Source organism: Micromonospora sp. IBHARD004 (genome assembly GCF_052814115.1).
The window spans coordinates 296,666-316,312 of sequence record NZ_CP199934.1; the positions used below are offsets into that span (position 1 = coordinate 296,666).

General features: G+C 74.3%; 19 protein-coding genes. 14 read left to right on the plus strand and 5 right to left on the minus strand.

What is annotated here, in order from left to right; all coding sequences use genetic code 11:
- Positions 1–33: 33 nt before the first annotated feature.
- Genes ACTWO6_RS01440 through ACTWO6_RS01465 form a run of 6 tightly spaced genes read left to right on the plus strand, consistent with a single transcriptional unit; the run spans position 34 to position 5,632 of the window.
- Entirely contained in the window at positions 34–894 is an 861-nt protein-coding gene (locus ACTWO6_RS01440; protein WP_446217824.1) for an STAS domain-containing protein, read from the plus strand.
- Positions 894–1,304, plus strand: coding sequence for an STAS domain-containing protein (locus tag ACTWO6_RS01445; RefSeq protein ID WP_446217825.1), 411 nt, complete (start codon positions 894–896; stop codon positions 1,302–1,304). Before ACTWO6_RS01440 ends, ACTWO6_RS01445 begins: the two co-directional genes overlap by 1 nt.
- Positions 1,301–1,720: an ATP-binding protein gene (locus tag ACTWO6_RS01450; RefSeq protein ID WP_446217826.1), complete on the plus strand. Its 420-nt coding sequence runs from the start codon at positions 1,301–1,303 to the stop codon at positions 1,718–1,720. Before ACTWO6_RS01445 ends, ACTWO6_RS01450 begins: the two co-directional genes overlap by 4 nt.
- A complete protein-coding gene (locus tag ACTWO6_RS01455; protein ID WP_446220521.1) occupies positions 1,717–2,730 on the plus strand; it encodes a SpoIIE family protein phosphatase in 1,014 nt (337 codons plus the stop codon). The genes ACTWO6_RS01450 and ACTWO6_RS01455 overlap by 4 nt, the downstream gene beginning before the upstream one ends.
- Before the next feature lie 32 nt (positions 2,731–2,762).
- A complete protein-coding gene (locus tag ACTWO6_RS01460; RefSeq protein ID WP_446220522.1) occupies positions 2,763–4,091 on the plus strand; it encodes a sensor histidine kinase in 1,329 nt (442 codons plus the stop codon).
- 2 nt (positions 4,092–4,093) lie between these two features.
- Entirely contained in the window at positions 4,094–5,632 is a 1,539-nt protein-coding gene (locus tag ACTWO6_RS01465) for a SpoIIE family protein phosphatase (protein ID WP_446220523.1), read from the plus strand.
- 18 nt (positions 5,633–5,650) lie between these two features.
- Here the strand turns inward: ACTWO6_RS01465 and ACTWO6_RS01470 are convergent, their stop codons facing one another.
- The gene (locus tag ACTWO6_RS01470) at positions 5,651–6,445 is read right to left on the minus strand and encodes an AraC family transcriptional regulator (RefSeq protein ID WP_446217827.1); all 795 of its coding nucleotides are present in this window, start codon (positions 6,443–6,445) and stop codon (positions 5,651–5,653) included.
- 31 nt (positions 6,446–6,476) lie between these two features.
- Between ACTWO6_RS01470 and ACTWO6_RS01475 the strand changes: the two genes are divergently transcribed.
- The 4 genes from ACTWO6_RS01475 to ACTWO6_RS01490 all read left to right on the plus strand — a co-directional run bounded on the left by ACTWO6_RS01475 (position 6,477) and on the right by ACTWO6_RS01490 (position 9,954).
- Entirely contained in the window at positions 6,477–7,043 is a 567-nt protein-coding gene (locus ACTWO6_RS01475) for a TIGR03086 family metal-binding protein (RefSeq protein ID WP_446217828.1), read from the plus strand.
- Positions 7,044–7,172: 129 nt separating this feature from the next.
- Positions 7,173–7,709 (plus strand): PadR family transcriptional regulator, encoded by a 537-nt coding sequence (locus ACTWO6_RS01480; RefSeq protein ID WP_446217829.1) that lies wholly within the window; start codon positions 7,173–7,175, stop codon positions 7,707–7,709.
- Positions 7,706–8,407, plus strand: coding sequence for an ABC transporter ATP-binding protein (locus ACTWO6_RS01485; RefSeq protein WP_446217831.1), 702 nt, complete (start codon positions 7,706–7,708; stop codon positions 8,405–8,407). Before ACTWO6_RS01480 ends, ACTWO6_RS01485 begins: the two co-directional genes overlap by 4 nt.
- Positions 8,404–9,954 (plus strand): FtsX-like permease family protein, encoded by a 1,551-nt coding sequence (locus ACTWO6_RS01490; protein ID WP_446217832.1) that lies wholly within the window; start codon positions 8,404–8,406, stop codon positions 9,952–9,954. The genes ACTWO6_RS01485 and ACTWO6_RS01490 overlap by 4 nt, the downstream gene beginning before the upstream one ends.
- Before the next feature lie 21 nt (positions 9,955–9,975).
- Here the strand turns inward: ACTWO6_RS01490 and ACTWO6_RS01495 are convergent, their stop codons facing one another.
- Entirely contained in the window at positions 9,976–10,158 is a 183-nt protein-coding gene (locus tag ACTWO6_RS01495) for a hypothetical protein (protein WP_446217833.1), read from the minus strand.
- A 93-nt stretch (positions 10,159–10,251) separates the two neighbouring features.
- Here ACTWO6_RS01495 and ACTWO6_RS01500 point away from each other — a divergent pair, with 93 nt between their 5' ends.
- Positions 10,252–11,193, plus strand: a complete 942-nt coding sequence (locus ACTWO6_RS01500; RefSeq protein ID WP_446217834.1) for a threonine ammonia-lyase — start codon at positions 10,252–10,254, stop codon at positions 11,191–11,193.
- A gap of 37 nt (positions 11,194–11,230) precedes the next feature.
- On the opposite strand, the gene ACTWO6_RS01505 is transcribed toward ACTWO6_RS01500, so the two are convergent.
- Both ACTWO6_RS01505 and ACTWO6_RS01510 read right to left on the minus strand, forming a co-directional pair.
- The gene (locus ACTWO6_RS01505) at positions 11,231–13,327 is read right to left on the minus strand and encodes a S9 family peptidase (RefSeq protein ID WP_446217835.1); all 2,097 of its coding nucleotides are present in this window, start codon (positions 13,325–13,327) and stop codon (positions 11,231–11,233) included.
- A gap of 117 nt (positions 13,328–13,444) precedes the next feature.
- Positions 13,445–14,332 (minus strand): LysR family transcriptional regulator, encoded by an 888-nt coding sequence (locus ACTWO6_RS01510; RefSeq protein WP_446220524.1) that lies wholly within the window; start codon positions 14,330–14,332, stop codon positions 13,445–13,447.
- 101 nt (positions 14,333–14,433) lie between these two features.
- Between ACTWO6_RS01510 and ACTWO6_RS01515 the strand changes: the two genes are divergently transcribed.
- The 3 genes from ACTWO6_RS01515 (at position 14,434) to ACTWO6_RS01525 (ending at position 17,266) form a co-directional block, all read left to right on the plus strand.
- Positions 14,434–15,261: an NAD(P)-dependent oxidoreductase gene (locus tag ACTWO6_RS01515; RefSeq protein WP_446217836.1), complete on the plus strand. Its 828-nt coding sequence runs from the start codon at positions 14,434–14,436 to the stop codon at positions 15,259–15,261.
- Positions 15,252–15,683 carry a RidA family protein gene (locus tag ACTWO6_RS01520; protein WP_446217837.1) on the plus strand — a complete coding sequence of 144 codons (432 nt, stop codon included), beginning with the start codon at positions 15,252–15,254 and terminating at the stop codon, positions 15,681–15,683. Before ACTWO6_RS01515 ends, ACTWO6_RS01520 begins: the two co-directional genes overlap by 10 nt.
- Positions 15,684–15,838: 155 nt before the next feature.
- A complete protein-coding gene (locus ACTWO6_RS01525; protein ID WP_446217838.1) occupies positions 15,839–17,266 on the plus strand; it encodes an FAD-binding oxidoreductase in 1,428 nt (475 codons plus the stop codon).
- Positions 17,267–17,389: 123 nt separating this feature from the next.
- Here ACTWO6_RS01525 and ACTWO6_RS01530 read toward each other — a convergent pair whose 3' ends face one another.
- Positions 17,390–19,450, minus strand: a complete 2,061-nt coding sequence (locus ACTWO6_RS01530) for a SpoIIE family protein phosphatase (RefSeq protein WP_446217839.1) — start codon at positions 19,448–19,450, stop codon at positions 17,390–17,392.
- Positions 19,451–19,647 lie beyond the last annotated feature (197 nt).

Genomic DNA, 19,647 nt, shown 5'->3' on the forward strand with positions numbered 1-19,647 from the left:
GTCCGGCCGGTTCGCCAGTCCAGGGAGGTCAGCATGGCGTTGAGCGCCGAGGAAAGTGGCCGGCTCGCCCGTCTGCTCAGGGAAAACGAAGAGCGGCTGATCCGACGTTGGGCGGAAGTCGTCGGCGCGTCGCTGCGCGGCCGCCTCAGCCAGGCCGAGCTCACCCGCCAGGTGCAGGAGCTGCACCGTAGCATGATCGACGCCGCCGAGAACGGCCTCACCGACCTCGCGTCCGAGCCGGGCGGCGAGCTGCGCGCCGTGCTCGCCGAGCTGTCCCGGGGCCGGGCCCGGCAGGGCTTCACCGCCACCGAGACCGCGTTCAGCGTCTTCTCGGTGAAGGACGTCCTGCTCGAGCTGATGGAGGAGGGCCAGGACGAGGCCCGTCTCCGCGACTTCGTGGCGTTCTCCGCCCTGATCGACCAGATGGGGCTCTTCACCTTCGAGAGCTACGTCCGCACTCGGGAGAGTCTGATCGCCGACCAGGCCGAGCAGCTGCTCGAACTCTCCACCCCGGTGGTCAAGATCTGGGAGGGCGTGGTCGCCGTCCCGCTGGTCGGCACGCTCGACTCGGCCCGCGCCCAGGTGGTGATGGAGCGGCTGCTCCAGACCCTGGTCGACACCGGCTCGCCGTACGCGATCATCGACATCACCGGTGTCCCGGCGGTCGACACCCAGGTCGCCCAGCACATCCTCAAGACCGTGGTGGCCGCCCGGCTGATGGGCGCCGACTGCATCATTTCCGGCATCCGCCCGCAGATCGCCCAGACGATCGTCGCTCTCGGCATCGAGTTCGGCGACATCGCCACCAAGGCGAGCCTCGCCGACGCCCTGCGCCACGTGCTGCGACTGACCGGCGTGGACAACGCCCGCCGCCACCAGCGCCGGGAGGCCTGATGGAGCGGGTCCCGGTCCTCAAGATCGGCGACATCCTGCTGGTCTCCATCCAGGTCGACATGTCCGACCAGACGGCCGTGATGCTCCAGGAGGACCTGGCCGAGCGGATCGTCGCCACCGGCTGCCACGGCGTGATCATCGACATCACGGCGCTGGACATCGTCGACTCGTTCGTCGGCCGGATGCTCTCCACCATCGCGTCCATCTCCAAGGTGCTGGACGCCGAGACGGTGGTGGTCGGGATGCGTCCCGCCGTCGCCATCACGCTGGTCGAGCTGGGTCTGTCGCTCAACGGCATCCGGACCGCGCTGAACGTCGAGCGCGGCATGGAGCTGATCGCGGCCGCCCGCGCCGACGAGTGGGTCATGGTCGACGGCGACGAGGACGCCGAGACGACGGCCACGACATGACCGCCGGTGTCGACCTGGGGGTGCCGCAGACCCAGGCGATCCGCAGCGACGACGACGTCGTCCGGGTGCGGCAGCTGGTGCGTACGGTCGCGGTGGCCGCCAAGCTCTCGCTGGTGGACCAGACCAAGCTGGTCACCGCCGCCAGCGAGCTGGCGCGCAACACCCTGATCTACGGCGGGGGTGGCACCGCCGACGTGGCAGGCGTCGAGGACGGCCGCCGCCGCGGGGTGCGGATCGTCTTCACCGACTCCGGGCCGGGGATCCCGGACCTCGACATGGCGCTGACCGACGGGTACACCACCGGCGGCGGCCTCGGCCTCGGGCTGAGCGGGGCCCGCCGCCTCGTGGACCACTTCGATATCGTCACCGCCGTCGGCGAGGGCACCCGGATCACCCTCGTCAAGTGGTCCCGATGATCGGGGACGTGGTCGCCGACCACGGTCTCTGGTTCCGGGTGGAGAGCAGCGGCGCGGGCAGCGGCGTACGCCGGGCGGCCGAGCGCCTCGGCATGCAGCTGCAGCTGGGCGAGCGCCGCGTCGCCGACCTGGCCATCGTCGCCGCCGAGCTGACCAGCAACCTGGTGAAGCACGCCCAGGAGGGGGTGCTGCTGCTCCGCCCGGTGCGCCGGGCCGGGCGGGCCGGCGTGGAGCTGGTGGCGATCGACTCCGGCCCCGGCATGGCCGACCTGACCGTCTCGTCGCGGGACGGGCACTCCACCACCGGCACGCTCGGCATCGGCCTGGGCGCGATCGCCCGGCAGGCGACCTGGTACGACGGCTACTCGCGGCCCGGTCGGGGCACCGTCCTCGCCGTGCAGATCTGGTCCGGCCCGGCGCCGGAGCCGTCCTGGGCGGGCGGGCTGGTCCGGCCGATCACCGGCGAGCAGGTCAGCGGCGACGGGTACGGCGTCCGGATCGCCGAGGGGCGCCGCCAGGTGCTGGTGTGTGACGGCCTCGGGCACGGCCCGCTGGCGGCGGCCGCCACGGAGGCGGCGCTCGCCGCGTTCCGGGCCGCGCCGGCCGCCCCACCGGCCACCGTGGTGCAGCACCTGCACCGCGCCATCGGGCACACCCGGGGGGCCGCGCTGGCCGTGGCCGAGCTGGATCCGGCCGTGGGCTTGCTCCGGTACGCCGGCCTCGGCAACATCTCAGCCATGATTGCGGTGGAGGGCGAGCGGCGTCGCGGGCTGGTCTCGCTGCCCGGCATCGCCGGCCACCACCGTCCCGCCGTGCGGGAGTACGAGTACCCGTTCGGGGCCGGCGCGACGCTGGTCATGCACAGCGACGGCGTGGTCGACCGCTGGGACCTCGCCGACTACCCCGGCCTGCTCGGGCGGTCTCCCCTGGTGACGGCCGCCACCCTGCTCCGGGACGCCGGCACCCGCCGCGACGACGCCTCCGTCCTGGTCGCCCGGGGCTGGTCGTGACCGGGGCGGTCGGCACGCCCCCGCTGCTCCAGATGGCGCTGCGGGTCGAACAGGACATCTTCGTCGTCCGGCAGCGCGGTCGGGAGGTCGCCGCGGCGGTCGGCCTGGAACACCAGGACCAGGTCCGGATCGCCACCGCGCTCAGCGAGGTCGCCCGGGATCTGCTGCGGACCGCAGACGGGGCGGATGTCACCTTCTTGATCGGGTTCGACGTCGTCGCCGGGCGGCACGTGCTGTACGTGGATCTCGCCCCGGTGCGCCCCCTGCCGAACGGCAGCTACCAACCGCAGTCCGGCGCGGTGGCGCGACTGGTGGACATGCTGGGCGTCGTGGCGGACGAGGGGGATACGGTCGTGAGGATGTCCCGACGTGTCCCCGCCAACTCCCCGGCGCTGACCCCCGAACGGCTGGCCGAGCTCCGCGCGGAGCTGGGCAGCACCGCTCCGGGCACCGCCCTGGACGAGCTGGCCGACCAGAACGGGCAGCTGATCGCCGCCCTGGACGAGGTACGCAGCCAGCGCGACGAGCTGGAGGTCCTCAACTCCGAGCTCCAGGAGACCAACCGGGGCGTGATGGCGCTCTACAACCAGCTCACCGAGGAGCTGGAGGAGACCAACCGCGGGGTGGTGGCCCTCTACGCCGAGCTGGACGAGAAGTCCGCCCAGCTGCGCGCGGCCAGCGAGTCGAAGAGCCGGTTCCTGGCCAACGTCAGCCACGAGCTGCGCGCCCCGGTCACCGCGATCATCGGGCTGTCCCGGCTGCTGGCCGACTCCGCCTCCGACCCGCTCACCGCCGAGCAGGCCCGCCAGGTGGGGCTGATCCGCTCCTCGGCCGCGGACCTGCTCGGGCTGGTCAACGAGCTGCTCGACCTGGCCAAGGCCGAGTCCGGCCGGATCGAGCCGAACTGGGCCGACGTGGACCTGCGGCCGCTCTACGGGCAGCTCCGGGGCACGCTGCGGGCGCTCGCCACCCGGCCGGAGGTCGAGCTGGTGGTGGAGGAGCCGCCGCACCCGGCCACCGTCCGCTCCGACGAGGTGCTGCTCGCCCAGGTGCTGCGCAACCTGCTGCACAACGGGCTGAAGTTCACCGAGCGGGGCGAGGTGCGGCTGCGCGCGGAGCGGCGGGACGACCGCTGGTCGCTGTCGGTCTCGGACACCGGCGTCGGCATCCCGCGCGAGCTGCACGAGCGGGTCTTCGAGGAGTTCTACCAGGTGCCCGGGGCGACCCGGGTCGGCGGCACCGGCCTCGGCCTGCCGTACGCGCGCCGGCTGGTGATGCTGCTCGGCGGGACGTTGGAGCTGTCCAGCGAGCTGGGCCGCGGCAGCACCTTCACGGTCACCCTGCCCGTGGGCGGAGCGTGACGGTGGAGGGCGGCGCGGCGACCGTGCTGGTGGTCGACGACAGTCGTGCCAAGCGCTACTTGCTGGTCAGCTGGCTGACCCGGGCCGGGTTCGCGACGATCGAGGCGGAGAACGGCGCTGAGGCGCTGGCCCGGGTGGAGACCGACCGGGTGGACCTGGTGGTGCTCGACGTCCGGCTGCCGGACCTGAGCGGCTTCGAGGTCTGCGAACGGATCAAGGACCGTCACCCGGCGATGCCGGTCATCCACGTCTCCGCGCACGCGGTCGACGTGGTGGACCGGGCGCAGGGGCTGACCCGGGGCGCCGACGCCTACCTGGCGGAGCCGATCGAGCCGGAGGAGCTGGCGGCCACCGCGCACGCGGTGCTCCGCTACTACCAGGCGCGGCAGCGGGCCGAGCTGCTCGCCGAGCGGCTGGCCGCGCTCGCCGACGCCACGGTGCAGATGCACGCCGCCCCGAACTTCGTCGGGCTGCTGGAGGCGGCGGCGGCCGGCGCGGCGCAGATCTTCAAGAGCCCGGCGGCCGTGGTCGCGGAGACCTTCGACGGTGACTGCCTGGCGGGCGTGGTGGCCGGGCCGGACGCCGAGCCGCGCATCGTCCCGTGGATGGTCGACGACACCGGGGTGCCGATCGGCACCACGGTCCGGGTCGACGAGCCCGCCGCATGGGGTCGGATCGACTGGCCGGCCGGCGACACGGTCACCGTGGCCGCCGCCAAGCTGCGCGAGGACCGGGCCCCGCTCTACGTGGTGGTGCCGACCGCGACCCAGACCGTACGGACGCCGGTGCTGGTGCAGCTCGCCCAGGCGGTCGCCTCGGCGGTGGAGGCGCAGCGCTCCTTCGACGAGGAGCACCGGATCGCGGTCACCCTCCAGCGCAGCCTGCTGCCCCGCCGGCTGCCCGAGGTCGCCGGCCTGGACCTGGCGGTCCGGTACGAGCCGGCCAGCGCCCAGACCGAGGTGGGCGGCGACTTCTACGAGCTGGTGATGCTCGACGGGCACCTGCTGGTGGCGATCGGTGACGTCGCCGGCCACTCGCTGCACGCCGCGACCGTGATGGCCGAGCTGCGGCACGCGGTGCGGGCGTACGCGGTGGAGGGGCACCAGCCGGGGGTGATCCTGGACCGGGTCAACGAGCTGATGCTCACCCTGCTGCCGAACGAGCTGGCCACCATCTGCTTGCTGCTGCTGCACCCGGGGAGCGGCCTGATCCGGCTGGCCAGCGCGGGGCACCTGCCGGCGCTGATCAGCATGGACGGCCGGGTGGAGTTCGTCGAGCAGTCCGCCCCGCTGCTCGGGGTCCGCGCGCCCCGTCCGCCGGACCTGGAGTTCGTGCTGCCGGCCGGCGCGACGCTGCTCCTCTACACCGACGGCCTGATCGAGCGGCGGGACGCCACCATCGACGAGGGGATGGCCGCGCTGGGCGCGGTCGCCGCCCGGGTGGACGACGACCTGGACCAGTTCTGCCAGCGGCTCCTGGTCGAGCTGGCCCCGCCGGAGATCAACGACGACGTCGCCGTGGTCGCCGTCCGCCGCCGCTGACCGCCCGCGCCAGCCCGGTCAGCTCAGGGAGCGGGCGTACGCGGCGGGGGAGACGCCGGTGACGGCGGTGAACTCGCGGACCAGGTGGGCCTGGTCGGCGTAGCCGAGGTCGGTGGCGAGCCCGGCCCAGTCGAGCGGCCCGCCGGCGGCCTGCTCGATCGCCTCCTGGAGCCGGTACCGCCGGATCACCCACTTCGGACCGACGCCGACGTGGTCGAGGAAGAGCCGCTGGAGCCGTCGGGTGGAGACGCCGTGCCGCCGGGCGAAGTCGTCCACCCGCAGGATGCCCCGGTCGGCGCGGATCTCCTCGACCAGCGCGGTCGCCTCGGCGGCCAGCGGGTCGGGCCCGGGCGCCCAGCCGGTGAGCAGCGCGTCCAGCCGCCGACACCGGTCGTCGTCGGTGCCGGGGCAGACCGGGCCGTCGGTGGGGAGGCCGACGGCGGCGAGCGGCCGACGCTCGCCGGTCAGCTCGGCGACCGGACGCCGCCAGAAGGGCCGGAAGCCGCCCGGCCGGAACTGGACGCCGCTGGCCCGGCCGGCGCCGTGCAGGGTGATGGCGAAGAGCTCGTTGGCGGGGCCGGCCACCTCGGCGGTCTCCGGGCCGTCTTCCTGGCCGTGGAAGACCACGTTGACCGCCGGGTGCGGCACCACCCGCTGTTCGAAGGGCTCGGTCAGCTCCCAGTCGATGAGCCAGTAGTGCTCGACGTACGGGTGCAGCGCCGGGTCGGGCAGCCGGCGGCGGAAGCGGACCTGTCGGAGCAGCCGGCCGGGGTCGAGGATGCCCCGACTGTCCCGCCGCGCTCGCTGTCGCATTTCTTCAAGACCGCCTTCATACGCTGGCCCTATGAGCACGAAGACTAGTGAGTTGCTGGCCGCCGCCGCACCCCGGACGGTGGCGGTGGTCCGCGGCATCTCCGACGACCAGCTCTCCCGGCCCACCCCGTGCCCCGACTACGCGGTGCGCGACCTGCTCAACCACCTGTACGACGTGGTGGTCAACTTCCAGGCGCTCGCGCGGCGACGGGAGGTGGACTGGTCGGCGAAGACCGACCACCTGACCGAGGGCTGGCGGGACCGGTTCGCGGCGGAGACCGGGCGGCTGATCGAGGCGTGGGCCGACCCGGCCGCGCTGGAGGGCGTCTCGCCCGGCATGGGCCTGCCGCAGGAGACGGTCGGCGAGATGGCCCTGACCGACCTGACGGTGCACGCCTGGGACCTCGCCCGGGCCACCGGCCAGCGCCTGGACGTCGAGCCGGAGGTCCTCGCCGCGCTGCACGGCTTCATGGACCGGATGGGCGACACCGGCCAGCAGATGGGTGCCTTCGCCGAACCCCGCCCCACCACCCCCCACGCCACCCCCCTGGACCGCCTCCTGGCCCGCACCGGCCGCAACCCCACCTGGCACCCCTGACCCCCGCTCTCCGCGATCTTGCACTTCGGGCCCGCGTTACGCGGCACATGCCCGCTATGTCCGGGCACCAACTGCAAGATCGCGCGGGAGGGGATTGACGGCGCTATTCGTTGAGTGAATAGTGGCGGGGTGTCCACACAGCACGTTCTGCTGGGGTTGCTGGCGGGCGGGGCGCGGCACGGGTACGAGCTGAAGCGGGCCCACGACGCGCGGCTGCCCCGGGCCCGGCCGCTCGCCTTCGGGCAGGTCTACGCCACCCTCGCCCGCCTCGAGCGCGACGGGCTGGTGGTGCCCGCCGGGCAGGAGCGCGACGGCGGTCCGGACCGCACCGCGTACGCGCTCACCGACGAGGGGCGGGCCGCGCTGGAGCATTGGCTCAGCACCGTCGAGCCACCCCTGCCGTACGTGGCCAGCACGCTCTTCGCCAAGGTGGTCGTCGCGCTCCTGGCCGCCGACGTCGACCGGGCCCGGGCGTACCTGACCGCCCAGCGCCGGGCGCACACCGCACGGCTGCGCGAGCTGACCGCGGTCAAGACCGCACCCTCGGCCACCCTGGACGACGTCGTCGCGGCCGACTTCGCCATCGCTCACCTCGACGCCGACCTGCGGTGGCTGCACACCACCCTGGACCGGGTCGCCGACTGGCACCGGGAGGTGCACTCGTGACACACCTGGAAGCTCGCGGCGTGGTCAAGGCGTACGGCAGGACGCCCGCGCTGGGCGGGGTGACCCTCGACGTCGCCGAGGGGGAGATCGTGGCGGTGACCGGCCCGAGCGGCTGCGGCAAGTCCACCCTGCTGCACTGCCTAGCCGGCATCCTGCGCCCCGACGCGGGCGAGGTCACCTGGCGCGGCGCGCGGATCGACACCTGGTCCGAGGCGGCCCGGTCCCGGCTGCGCCGCACGGAGTTCGGGGTGCTCTTCCAGTTCGGCCAGCTCGTCGCCGAGCTGACCGCGGCGGAGAACGTCGCCCTTCCGCTGCTGCTCGCTGGCACGGGGCGGCGGGAGGCGCGGACGGCGGCGCTGACCTGGCTGGAGCGGCTGGGGGTGGCCGAGGTCGCCGACGTCCGGCCGGGCGAGATGTCCGGCGGCCAGCAGCAGCGCTGCGCCACCGCCCGGGCGCTGGTCACCGAGCCCCGGGTGCTCTTCGCGGACGAGCCGACCGGTGCGCTGGACACGCTCGCCGGCGAGCAGGTGCTCACCCAGCTGGTCCGGCTCGCCCGCGAGCAGCGCACCACCGTCGTGCTGGTCACCCACGAGCCGCGGATCGCCGCGTACGCCGACCGGGAGGTGGTGCTCCGGGACGGCCGGGTCGACCACACCGGCCTGGGGCTGGACGCGCCGCTCGCGGGCGGCCACCGGTGAGGCCGTACACCCTGTCCCGCCTTGCCCTGGCCGGTACCCGCACCGACGCCGCCCGGGTGGCGCTGACCGCGCTGAGCGCCGCCCTGGCCACGCTCACCGGCATGGCCGCGCTGACCGTGCTGGCCATCCGCAAGCCGCCCGGTGACGCGTGGACCCAGTCCGAGCAGTACAGCAATGCACTGCTGCGCGAGCCCGGCCTCCGCGGCGGCACCGCGTTCGCGCTGCTGCTGCTCACTATCCCGGTGCTGGCGCTGGCCGGCCAGTGCGCCCGGCTCGGCGCCCCGGCCCGGGACCGGCGGCTGGCCGCGCTGCGGCTGGCCGGGGCCACCCCCGGCCAGGTCACCCGGATCGCGATGGCGGAGACCGGGCTCGCCAGCCTGTTCGGCACCCTGGCCGGTCTCGCGGTGTACCTGGCCGGCCACCGGCTGCTGCACCGGCCGGACGCCGACGGCCACCTCCCGCTGCCCACCGACGTCTATCCCTCGGCCGTCGGGACGGTTGCGGTGGTGCTCGGGCTGCCAGTGGTCGCCGCGCTGGCCACCGCGCTGATGCTCCGCCGGGTCACCACCACCCCGTTCGGCGTGGTGCGGAGGGTGCGGAACCGAGCCCCCTGGCCCTTGCCCGGCCTGCTGATCATCATGGGTCTGGCCGCCTTTGCGGCCTTCCGGCCGGTGCTGCTCTGGTACGAGCGGCGACACAGCGAGCCCCCGATCTGGCTGCTGCCGACGCTGCTGGTCGGCGGTGGCCTGCTCGCCATGATCGGGGTGGTCACCGGCACCGGCTGGATCTCGCACACCACGGGCCGCCTGCTGCACCGGCACGCCCGGCGACCGGCCACCCTGCTGGCCGCGCGCCGGCTCATGGCCGATCCGTGGGCGGGCAGCCGGACCTTCGCCGCGCTCCTCGCTGCGCTGATCTTCGGTGCGGGGGCAGCCGGCATGACTGCCTCGTTCGAGGCGCGGAATGCCGCTTACGAAGAGGGCCAGCGACGGTTCGACGACCTGGTCGGGCAGCCGCACGTGCCACTCGCCGAGCAGGAGGACTTCTACCTGCGGACCATGGATCTTGTGCACACCTCGGTGGTGGTCGCCCTGGTGATCGCGGCCCTCGGGCTGCTCGTCGCGCTCAGCGAGAGCGTCGTCAGTCGTCGCCGGGCGTACGCCGCGCTGGTGGCGACCGGGGTGCCGCGGGCCGTGCTCGGGCGGTCCATCGCCTGGCAGGCCGTGGCGCCGGCGGTGCCGGCGATCCTGACCGCGCTGACCGTGGGCACGCTGCTGGTCCTTGGCGTCTTCGGCCGTACGGCCGAGAGCGGCACGTCGTCGTACGGCGTCTGCGATGCCGGTCCAGAGGTGTGCGACAACCCGGTGACGGCGGCGCAGCACACCCGCGAGATCGTGGTCCCGGCGGTCGAGCGGGCGGTGCACATACCGGTCGACCTGCTCGCCCTCTATGGTGCGGGCGGCCTGGCCGCGGTGCTGATGACCGTCGGGGTCGGCCTGCTCTTCCTGCGGTCCAGCACGGCGGTAGAGGAGCTGCGGACGACTTGACCCGGCCGCCGGGCGGCGACGTCAGCCGGGCTGGTTGCCGAAGAGCCCGACGGACCAGGAGAGTGCCAGGCCGACCACGGCGGAGCAGCAGCAGATCAGCAGGGCGGCGGCGACCACGCCGAGGATCACCCAGGCCGTCCCGCGCCGGGCCGCGCCCGCTCTCGGCGGTACGTCCACTCCGGTCGGCACCTCCTCGGCGCTCACCGCGCGGCCCCGGTCACTCGGGCAGTCTAGGTGCGCGCGATCTTCGCGCGAGACGGGGACGACGGAGGTGAGTCGGTCGGGCAGGATGGGGTGATGGATCTTGTTTCGCTCGACGACGTCCGGGCCGCCGCCGACGACATCGCCGGGACGGTGGTGCGTACGCCGCTGCTGCCGACCCCGTGGGACGGCGAGCTGTGGCTCAAGCCGGAGAGCCTGCAACCCGTGGGGTCGTTCAAGCTGCGCGGGGCGACCCACGCGGTGGCCCGGCTCGACCCGGCGACCCGGCCCCGGGGCGTGGTGACCCACTCGTCCGGCAACCACGGCCAGGCGCTCGCGTACGCGGCGCGGGCCGCGGGCATCCCCTGCACGGTGGTCGTCCCGGAGGGAGCGCCGCCGGTCAAGGTGGACCGTATCCGGGCCCTCGGCGCCGAGGTTGTGCTGGTGCCGCCGACCCGCCGGCTCGCCGAGGCGGAACGGATCGCCGCCGACACCGGGGCCGCGCTGGTGCCGCCCTTCGACGACCGGCGGATCATCGCCGGGCAGGGCACCGTCGGGCTGGAGATCCTCGCGGACCTGCCGGACGTGGACGTGGTGCTGGTCCCGGTCGGCGGCGGCGGGCTGTCCTCGGGGGTGGCCACGGCGGTGAAGGCGCTCCGCCCGTCGACCGCGGTGATCGGGGTGGAGCCGGAGCTCGCCGCGGACGCCCGGGATTCGCTCGCCGTCGGCGAGGTGGTGGTCTGGGAGGTCGAGCGCACCTACCGGAGCAGCGCGGACGGTCTGCGTACCCACCTGTCGGAGCTGACCCTCGCCCATCTGCGTGAGCGGTTGGACGGCATCGTCACGGTGACCGAGGAGGAGATCCGGTCGGCGATGGGCCGCCTGGGCCGCGAGGCCCGGCTGGTGGTCGAGCCGAGTGGCGCGGTGGCGGTCGCCGCGCGCCTCTTCCGCCGTGACGAGCTGCCGTCCGGACGTACGGTCGCGGTGGTCACCGGCGGCAACGTCGACCCGGCGGTGCTCGCGTCGGCCCTGGCCTGACCGGTGGAGGGGCCCGTGCGGGCCCCTCCCGTCGGACTCAGGCCCGGCCGAGGCGGTCCAGGATCCAGGCGTTGATGAACGCCTCCTCCCGCCAGGCGTCGTACCGGCCGCTGGGGCCGCCGTGACCGGCGCCCATCTCCGTCTTGAGCAGGTAGTCGCCCTGCGGTGCCACCGCCCGCAGCCGGGCGATCCACTTCGCCGGCTCGTGGTAGAGCACCCGGGTGTCGTTGAGGCTGGTCACCGCGAGGATCGCCGGGTAGTCGACCGGGGCCACGTTCTCGTACGGGGTGTACGACTTCATGTACGCGTACACCTGGGGGTCGTCGAGCGGGTTGCCCCACTCCTCCCACTCGGTGACGGTCAGCGGCAGCGACGGGTCGAGGATCGAGGTGAGCGCGTCCACGAAGGGCACCTGCGCCACGATGCCGGTGAACGCGTCCGGAGCCAGGTTGGCCACCGCGCCCATCAGCAGGCCGCCGGCCGACGCGCCGCGGGCGACCAGCCGGTCGCTCGCCGTCCAGCCGGCCTTGACCAGGTGCCGGGCGCAGGCCACGAAGTCGGTGAAGGTGTTCTTCTTGGCCAGCAGCTTGCCCTGGTCGTACCAGCGCCGGCCCAGCTCGCCGCCGCCGCGGATGTGCGCCACCGCGAAGATCACGCCCCGGTCGAGCAGGGACAGCCGGGCGATGGAGAACCACGGGTCCATGCTCGCCTCGTACGACCCGTAGCCGTAGATGACGGCGGGGGCGGAGCCGTCGCGCGGGGTGCCCTTCCGGCAGACCAGCGAGATCGGCACCCGGGTGCCGTCGTCGGCGAGCGCCCAGTCCCGATGCTGCTCGTAGTCGGCCGGGTCGTACGGCCGGCCGTCCGGCCCGGGCCGCACCGGCTTCTGCTTGCGCAGCACCATCTGCCGGGTGACCAGGTCGTAGTCGTAGACCGAGTCGGGGGTGACCAGCGAGGTGTAGCGCAGCCGCACCGCGCTGGTGCGGTACTCCGGGTTGGCGTCCAGCCCGACGCTGTAGATCGGCTCGGGGAAGTCGATGTCGTACGCGTCGGCGCCGCCGACCGGCAGCACCCGCAGCCCGGTCAGGCCGCTGGTGCGCAGCGAGACGACCAGGTGGTTCTCGAACGCGTCGACCGACTCCAGCCGGGTGCCCGGGGAGTGCTCGATCAGCGGCGTCCAGCCGCCGGGCGCGTCCGCCGAGGTGAACGCCAGCGCGAAGTCCTCCGCGCCGTCGTTGTGCAGGATCAGGAACCGGTGCCCGTGGTGCTCCACCGCGTACTCGACGCCCTGCCGGCGGGGCGCGATGATCGCCGGCTCGCCCGTGGGGTTGGTCGCCGGGATCACCCGTACCTCGCTGGTGATCTTGCTGTGGATGTCGATGACCACGAACCGCTCGGAGCGGGTCAGCTCGACGCCGACCCAGAACCGCTCGTCGTCCTCCTGGTGGACCACCACGTCCTCGCCCGACGCGGTGCCGACGGTGTGCCGCCAGACCCGGTTCGGCCGCCACGCCTCGTCGACGGTGACGTAGAAGAGCGTGGAGGCGTCGGTGGACCAGGCGGTGCCGTAGAAGGTGTCGGGCACCTCGTCGGCGAGCACCTCGCCGGTGGTGAGGTCCTTGACCCGCAGGGTGAACCGCTCGTCGCCGGTGAAGTCCGTCGAGTACGCCAGCCAGCGGCCGTCCGGGCTGACGTCGAACGCGCCGAGCGAGAAGAAGTCGTGCCCCTCGGCGAGCTGGTTGCCGTCGAGCAGCACCTCCTCGCCGTCCAGCGGGGCGCCGTCGGCGCTGATCGGGGGCGCGGTCTCGCCGTCGCGGACGGCCCGGCGGCAGTGCACGCCGTACTGCTGCCCCTCGACGGTGCGGCTGTAGTACCAGTACCCGTCCTTGCGGGTCGGCACCGACAGGTCGGTCTCCTGGGTGCGGCGGCGGGTCTCCTCGAACAGCTCCGCGCGCAGCGCCTCCAGGTGCGCGGTGCGCGCCGCCGTGTACGCGTTCTCCGCGGTCAGGTGGGCGATCGTCTCCGGGTCGTCCTTGGCGGCGAGCCAGGCGTACTCGTCGACGACGGTGTCGCCGTGGTGGGTGCGCTCGGTCGGGACGCGCTTGGCGACGGGTACGGGGGTCTCGGTGGTCACGGCGGTCACGTTACCGGCCCGGCCAGCCAGATTTACCGGTACGCGGGCCGGTGCGGATCGCGCCGGGAGTCACCGGGATCGCCTGCCGGCTTCCCACGATCCGGTCTCCGGTCCGGTTCACAGCTCGGCGGCCGCCGCCGACAGTTCGGCGAGCATCCGGCTGACAGCTGGTGGACGGGTGCGTCCCGCGACGGTGGCGGCGTACACCCGTCGCACCGGGGCGTCGTCGGGGTGTAGCCGGAGCAGGGCCAGGTCGGCCGGGGCCGCGCGGATGGCGAGCGCCGGTACGAATGCGACCCCGAGGCCGGCGGCGACGCAGCCCAATTTGCCGGTCCAGTCGGCCGCGACGATGTCGGTCCGGGGTTGGAAGCCGGTGGGCATGGTGGCGCGCATCAGCCTGTCCTCGTCGTCGGCCGATCCGGTGATGAAGGAATCCTCGGCGAGTTCGGCCAGGCGCACGGTGGTGCGTCCGGCCAGCGGGTGGTCCCGGGGGACGGCGACCAGGAGGGCCTCGTCGAGCAGGTGGTGCAGGGCGAACCGACTGCCGTCCAGCGGCCGGTCGGGTGACGCGCTCACCACGGCCAGGTCGGCGTCACCGACGTGCAGCCGCTCCAGGAGGACCGGCGTCAAGCCCTCGACCAGCGACAGTGTCACCTCCGGATGTCGGGCCCGGAACGCGGCCAGGGCGCGGGGCACCAGGGCCGCGACCGCGGTCGGGAACGCGCCCACGCGGACCCGCCCGCCGCCCAACCCGCGGAGCGCGTCGAGTTCGCGTTCCGCGGTGGTGAGCCGGTCGAGCATCGCGTCGACGTGTGGCAGCAGGCAGCGTCCCTCCTGCGTCAGTGCCACCCCGCGGGGGAGCCGGTCGAACAGGACGACGCCGAGGTCCGCCTCGATGGCCGCGATCTGCCGGGAGATTGCCGACTGGGTGTAGCGGAGTTCGCGGGCCGCGGCGGTGATCGATCCATGTCTGGCCACGGTCCGGAAGACCTCCAACGCCTGCATCTGCACTCCGGGAACGCTAGCTCAAGGCATGCATAGCACGCATGGCAGCTCCCCGAAACATTCGTTGGTAGCATCTCGCCTTGCTGCCTAGTGTTGGCACCATGACGAAGATCGCCGTTCTCGGCACCGGCCGCATGGGCTCGTCGATCGCCCTGCGTCTGCTCGCCGTCGGTTACCGGGTGTCCGTATGGAACCGCACCACGTCGCGGGCCGGCCCGGCAGTTCAGGCCGGCGCCCGAATGGCCACGTCCCCTGCCGACGCCGTTCGTGACGCCGAGATCGTGATCACGATGCTGGCCGACGCGACTGCCGTGAACGCGGTCCTGTTCGGTCCCGGGGGCGCGGTGTCCGCGCTGACCCCGGAGGCCTGTCTGGTTGAGATGTCCACAATCGGCCCGACGGCGGTCCGCGACCTGGCAGGGCGTCTGCCCGAGGGTGTCGAGCTCGTCGACGCCCCGGTCGGCGGCAGTGTGGCCGCAGCGGAAGCCGGACACCTTCTCGTGCTCGCCGGCGGCGCTGCCCGGACCGTCGAGCGCGTCGCGCCGGTCCTGCGGACGCTCGGCACGGTGCGTCACTGTGGCGTGACTGGTTGCGGTGCCGCAATGAAGTTGGTCCTCAACACGGCGCTGGTCACGGCGATCACCGGACTCGCCGACACGGTCGCCGTCGCCCGCGCGGTCGGCGTCGACCTGGCCGACGCCCTGGACGTGCTCGCCTCCAGCGCGTTGGCCGGCGCCGTCCGGCGGGCCACCGCAACGGGCGCCTCGTTCTCCGTCGCGCTCGCCGCCAAGGACCTCGATCTCGCCCTCGTCGAGCTGGGCCGGAAGCCCGCCCCGGTCGCTCGGGCGGCCGCGCAGGGGCTGCGCGGCACCGTCGATCCGACCGCCGACATCGGTGTCCTCGTCACCAAGGAGCACTCATGGAACTGACGCTCGACAATCCCGCCACCGTCGCCGCCCCGTTCGGTGATCGCTTCGCTCACGTCGCGCGCCTCGACCTGGGTGGCGGCGCACTGCTCGTGCTCTCCGGGCAGGTCGCCGTCGACGACGCCGGCCAGGTGGTCGGTCGAGGCGACATCACCGTGCAGTCCGAGCGGATCTTCGAGATCATCCGCGGGATCCTCGCCGCGCACGGCGCCGGCTTCGAGGACGTGCTGCACATCCGCACGTTCATGACCGATCTCGACGACCTGCCCGGCTACGGCGCCGTCCGCCGTCGGTACTTCGCGGCCGCGCCGCCTCCGGCGAGCACGACGGTGGAGGTGAGCCGCCTGTTTCTGCCGGATGCGCTGATCGAGATCGAGATCACCGCCGCGACCTGGCCTGCGGACCGGGGCCTGCCGTCGCGGTGAGCCGAGCGGGTCCACCGGAGGACGGGTCGGTCTGACGTGGGGGTGTCTGCCCGTTCGACGGTGAGCTGCCGGACGACCAAACGCGTTTCCGCAGCTCATCCGTCGGGACGCGGATTTCTCCGCCATCGGTGTTCGAACACATGTACGATACCGGCATGGCGGCAGCAGCGCGTTCGACCGGTCGGTCCGGAGCCCTCGAGATCACCCATCGGCTGACGGAGATCTGCGGCCTGCCCTTCGCCCGCTTCGCCGGGCCGGCCGACGAGGTGGCCGGCCGGGCGGCCCGCTGGGTGGCGGTGCCGGGCGGCTCGCACGCCGCCGCCGAGGTGCTGCGGCTGGCCGCCGCGCACCAGCTCACCGTCGTGCCGCGCGGCGCGGGCACCAAGATCGACTGGGGTGCCGCCCCGGCGCAGGTCGACATCATGCTCGACACCGGCCGGCTCGCCGGGATCTGGCACGAGCCGCAGGGCTCGCCGGTCGCCGAGATCGGCGCGGGCACTCCGCTGCGGGCGGTCCAGGCGACCCTGGACCGCACCGGCCAGCGGCTGCCGATCGACGCGCCCTCGCCGGGGGCGACCCTGGGCGGGGTGCTCGCGGCCGACGAGGCCGGCCCGCTGCGGCACCGGCACGGCAGTCCGTGCGCCCAGCTGGTCGGGGTCCGTTACCTGGACGCCGACGGCGAGCTGGTCAGTCTGGGTGCGGCCGGCACCGCGCCGCCGGGCCGGGCCGGGCCGGCGAGCGGCGGCGCGGCGGCGCTGCTCGGCGCGGGGCAGGTGCCGGGGCTGGACGTGGCCCGGCTGCTCTGCGGCTCGCAGGGCGGGCTGGGCGTGCTGGTCTCGGCGACCATGCGGGTGCAGGCCGTCCCGGCCAGCCGGGTCTGGGTGACCCGGCCGGTCTGGACCCCGCTGGAGGTGCACGACCTCGTCCGCGCGATCCTGGCCGCCCGGCTCGACCCGGCGGCCGTCGAGCTGGACCTGCCCGTGCCGGTGCCGCTGCCCCGCCGCCGGGTCCACCCCGACCACCCGTCGGTCCTTCACCGGCCCGACCATCCCTCGGTGGCCCGGCGCGCCGGGGGGCCGGCCGCGGCGGGCAGCCTGGTGGTGCTGCTGGAGGGCGGCCCGGCCGACGTCGCCGAGCGGGCTGACCGCCTGGTCGCCGTGCTCGGCGGGGAGACCGTCGTCGGCCACGCCGCGCCGGAGTGGTGGGGGCACTACCCGTTCGGCCCGGGCGACACTGCGTTGCGGATCGAGGTGCCCATCAACGACCTGCACGCGGCGGTGTACGCGCTGCGCGACGCGGCCGGCACCCCGGTGCCGGTGCGCGGCTCGGCCGGGGTCGGCACGGTGCACGCCGCGCTGCCCGGGTCCCTGCCGCCCGACCGGGTGGCGTCGATCCTCGCCGCGGTGCGCGGGGTGCTGCTCGCCCGGCAGGGCCGCTGCGTCGTGGTGGCCGCGCCGGCCCCGGTCCGCCGGGTGGTCGACCTCTGGGGCGAACTGCCCACGCTGCCCCGCCTCCGCGCCGCCAAGGCACACCTCGACCCGCACCAGCGCCTGGCCCCCGGCCGCCTCCCCGGCGGCCTCTGACCCCCCACCCACCGCCCTGGCGCCCCACTTCGCCGTGTCGATCAAGAAGCTTCGGTCAGGAGACGAGCTCCGGCGGACGCGAACCTCTTGATCAACCGGCCGCGGTGGGGCCCGGGGTGGGGGCTAGAAAGCGTCGTTGCGGAGGACCAGGATCGCGATGTCGTCGCGGGGGGCCTCCACCGAGAAGCCGATCGCGGTGGCGCGCAGTCGGGCGGCCGTCACGTCCGCCGAGTAGCCGGCCAGCGGCGCCGCCGCGTCGCGCAGCCGCTCGGTGCCGAAGAGTTCCCGGCCGCGCCGCCGCTCGGTCACCCCGTCGGTGTAGAAGATCAGCGCGTCGCCCGGGCCGAGCGGGATCTCGGCGGTGGGCGTGGCGATCGAGTCGAGCAGCCCGAGCGCCGTGCCGCCGGTGCCGACGAAGGCGGCGCCGCCACCGCCGCGCAGCAGCACCGGCCGGTCGTGGCCCGCCAGGTGCAGGGCCACGTCGAGCTGGCCGTTTCCGCCGGGCCCGACCGCCGCCAGGGCCAGGGTGCAGTACCGGCCGCCGCCCCGCTCGACCAGCGTCTCGTTCAACCGGCCCAGCACCTCCGGCAGCGGCTTGCCGTCGCCGACCAGCACCCGGATCACGTCCCGGACCAGGCCGGTGACCGCCGCCGCCTGGACGCCCTTGCCGGAGACGTCGCCGATGACCACCAGCCACCGGCCGTCCGGCAGCGGCACCACGTCGTAGAAGTCGCCCCCGACCTCGGCGTCGTCGCCGGTCGGGACGTACTCGGCGGCGAAGCCGATGCCCTCCACCACCGGGAGCACCGGCGGCAGCAGCGACTGCTGGAGGGTCTGCGCGACCCGGCGACGCTCGGCGTGGATCCGGGCGTTCTCGATCGCCAGGGCGGCCCGGCGGGCCACGTCCTCCAGCACCGAGACCTCGTCCGGGTCGTGCCGGTGCCGCTGGTGCCGGCCGACGGCGAGGGTGCCGAGCCGCTGGCCACGGGCGATCAGCGGGACGGCGAAGCCCTCCATCGGGGCGCCGAGCGGGACCTGGGACGCGCTCCGCGACGCCTCGCGCAGCCGGGCCTGGACCGATTCCGGCCCGGTCTCCTGGAGCACCTTGTGCAGCTGTGGCAGCACCGACTCGTCTGCGTGGCTGGACGCGGCGAGCCGCAGCCGGCCCCACTCGTCGGTGGTGTGCACCGCGCACCACTGGCCGAGCCGGGGCACCACCAGCTGCGGGATGAGCGCCATGGTCAGCTCGACGTCCAGGGACTGGGCGAGCAGCTCGCTCGCCTCGGCGAGGAAGGTCAGCCAGGCCGACCGGCGGACGTCCGCCCGGCGCAGCCGGTCGTTCTCGAGGTGCAGCGAGAGCCGCTCGGCCGCCAGCAACGCGAGCGGCCGGGCGTACGCCGACGGCGCCGCGTCCAGCTCCAGCTCACCCGCGTACGGGCGGTGCACGGCCAGCGGCACCCGGATCAGCTCGTTGTCGTCCCGGGGCTGCCGCCCGTACCGGCCCAGGACCTGGGTGCCCTGTCCGTCGCCCCGGTCCAGCCGGATCACGCCACCGGCCGCGCCGACCATCTCCGCCAGCCGGGTCACCAGCCCGGTCGCGAACTCCGGCAGCGGGTCCTCCGCGTACGGGTCGGGGCTGGTCTGCATCAGCTCGCTCATCGCGGCCGCGCTCGGCGCGCCGTGCGCCGCGTCGTCGCCGTTGGAGACGGCGCCGGTGAGCGGGCTGTGCGCCTCCGCGGCCGCGGTCGGCCGCTCCGGCGGCGCGGCGTCGTGCCGGTCCAGCCGGAACCAGACGCCCTTCCCGGTGGGCAGGTAGGTGGTGCCCCAGCGGCTGGCGAAGTGGTCCACCAGCAGCAGCCCGCGTCCCCGCTCGGCGACCTCGGTGATCTCGTCGGAGTCGTTGCGCGCGCCGACCATCAGCTCGTCCACCGGGCCGACCGCGAAGTCGGAGACCGTCACGGTGAGCCCGGTCTGGTCCGCCGCGACCTCGATGTCCAGTTCGGTGCGGGCGTGTTCGACCGCGTTGGTGGAGAGTTCGGTGGTGAGCAGGAGCGCCTCGTTGAGCAGCTCCTCCAGGTCCGCCTCGGCGAGGACGGACCGGACCAGGGCTCGGGCGGCGGCGGGCGTACGCCGGTCAGCCGGGAGCCGGACATGTCGGACGTGTTCGTCCGACATGTCGGTCATGCCCGGCTCCGCCTCCGCTGACACCTCCGTATCCTCCACCGCCGTCGCCCCGGGTGCCAAACCTCCCGGTCGTTTGCGTGGCCGGATCCCCCGCGGGCGGGCGCCGGCGCGGGCGGGATCCGGGGTCCGGCGACGGGCGCACCGGGCCGGTCGGGACGACGCGCGGGCGTGGCGGCTGCTCGGCGGCCTTGGCCTCG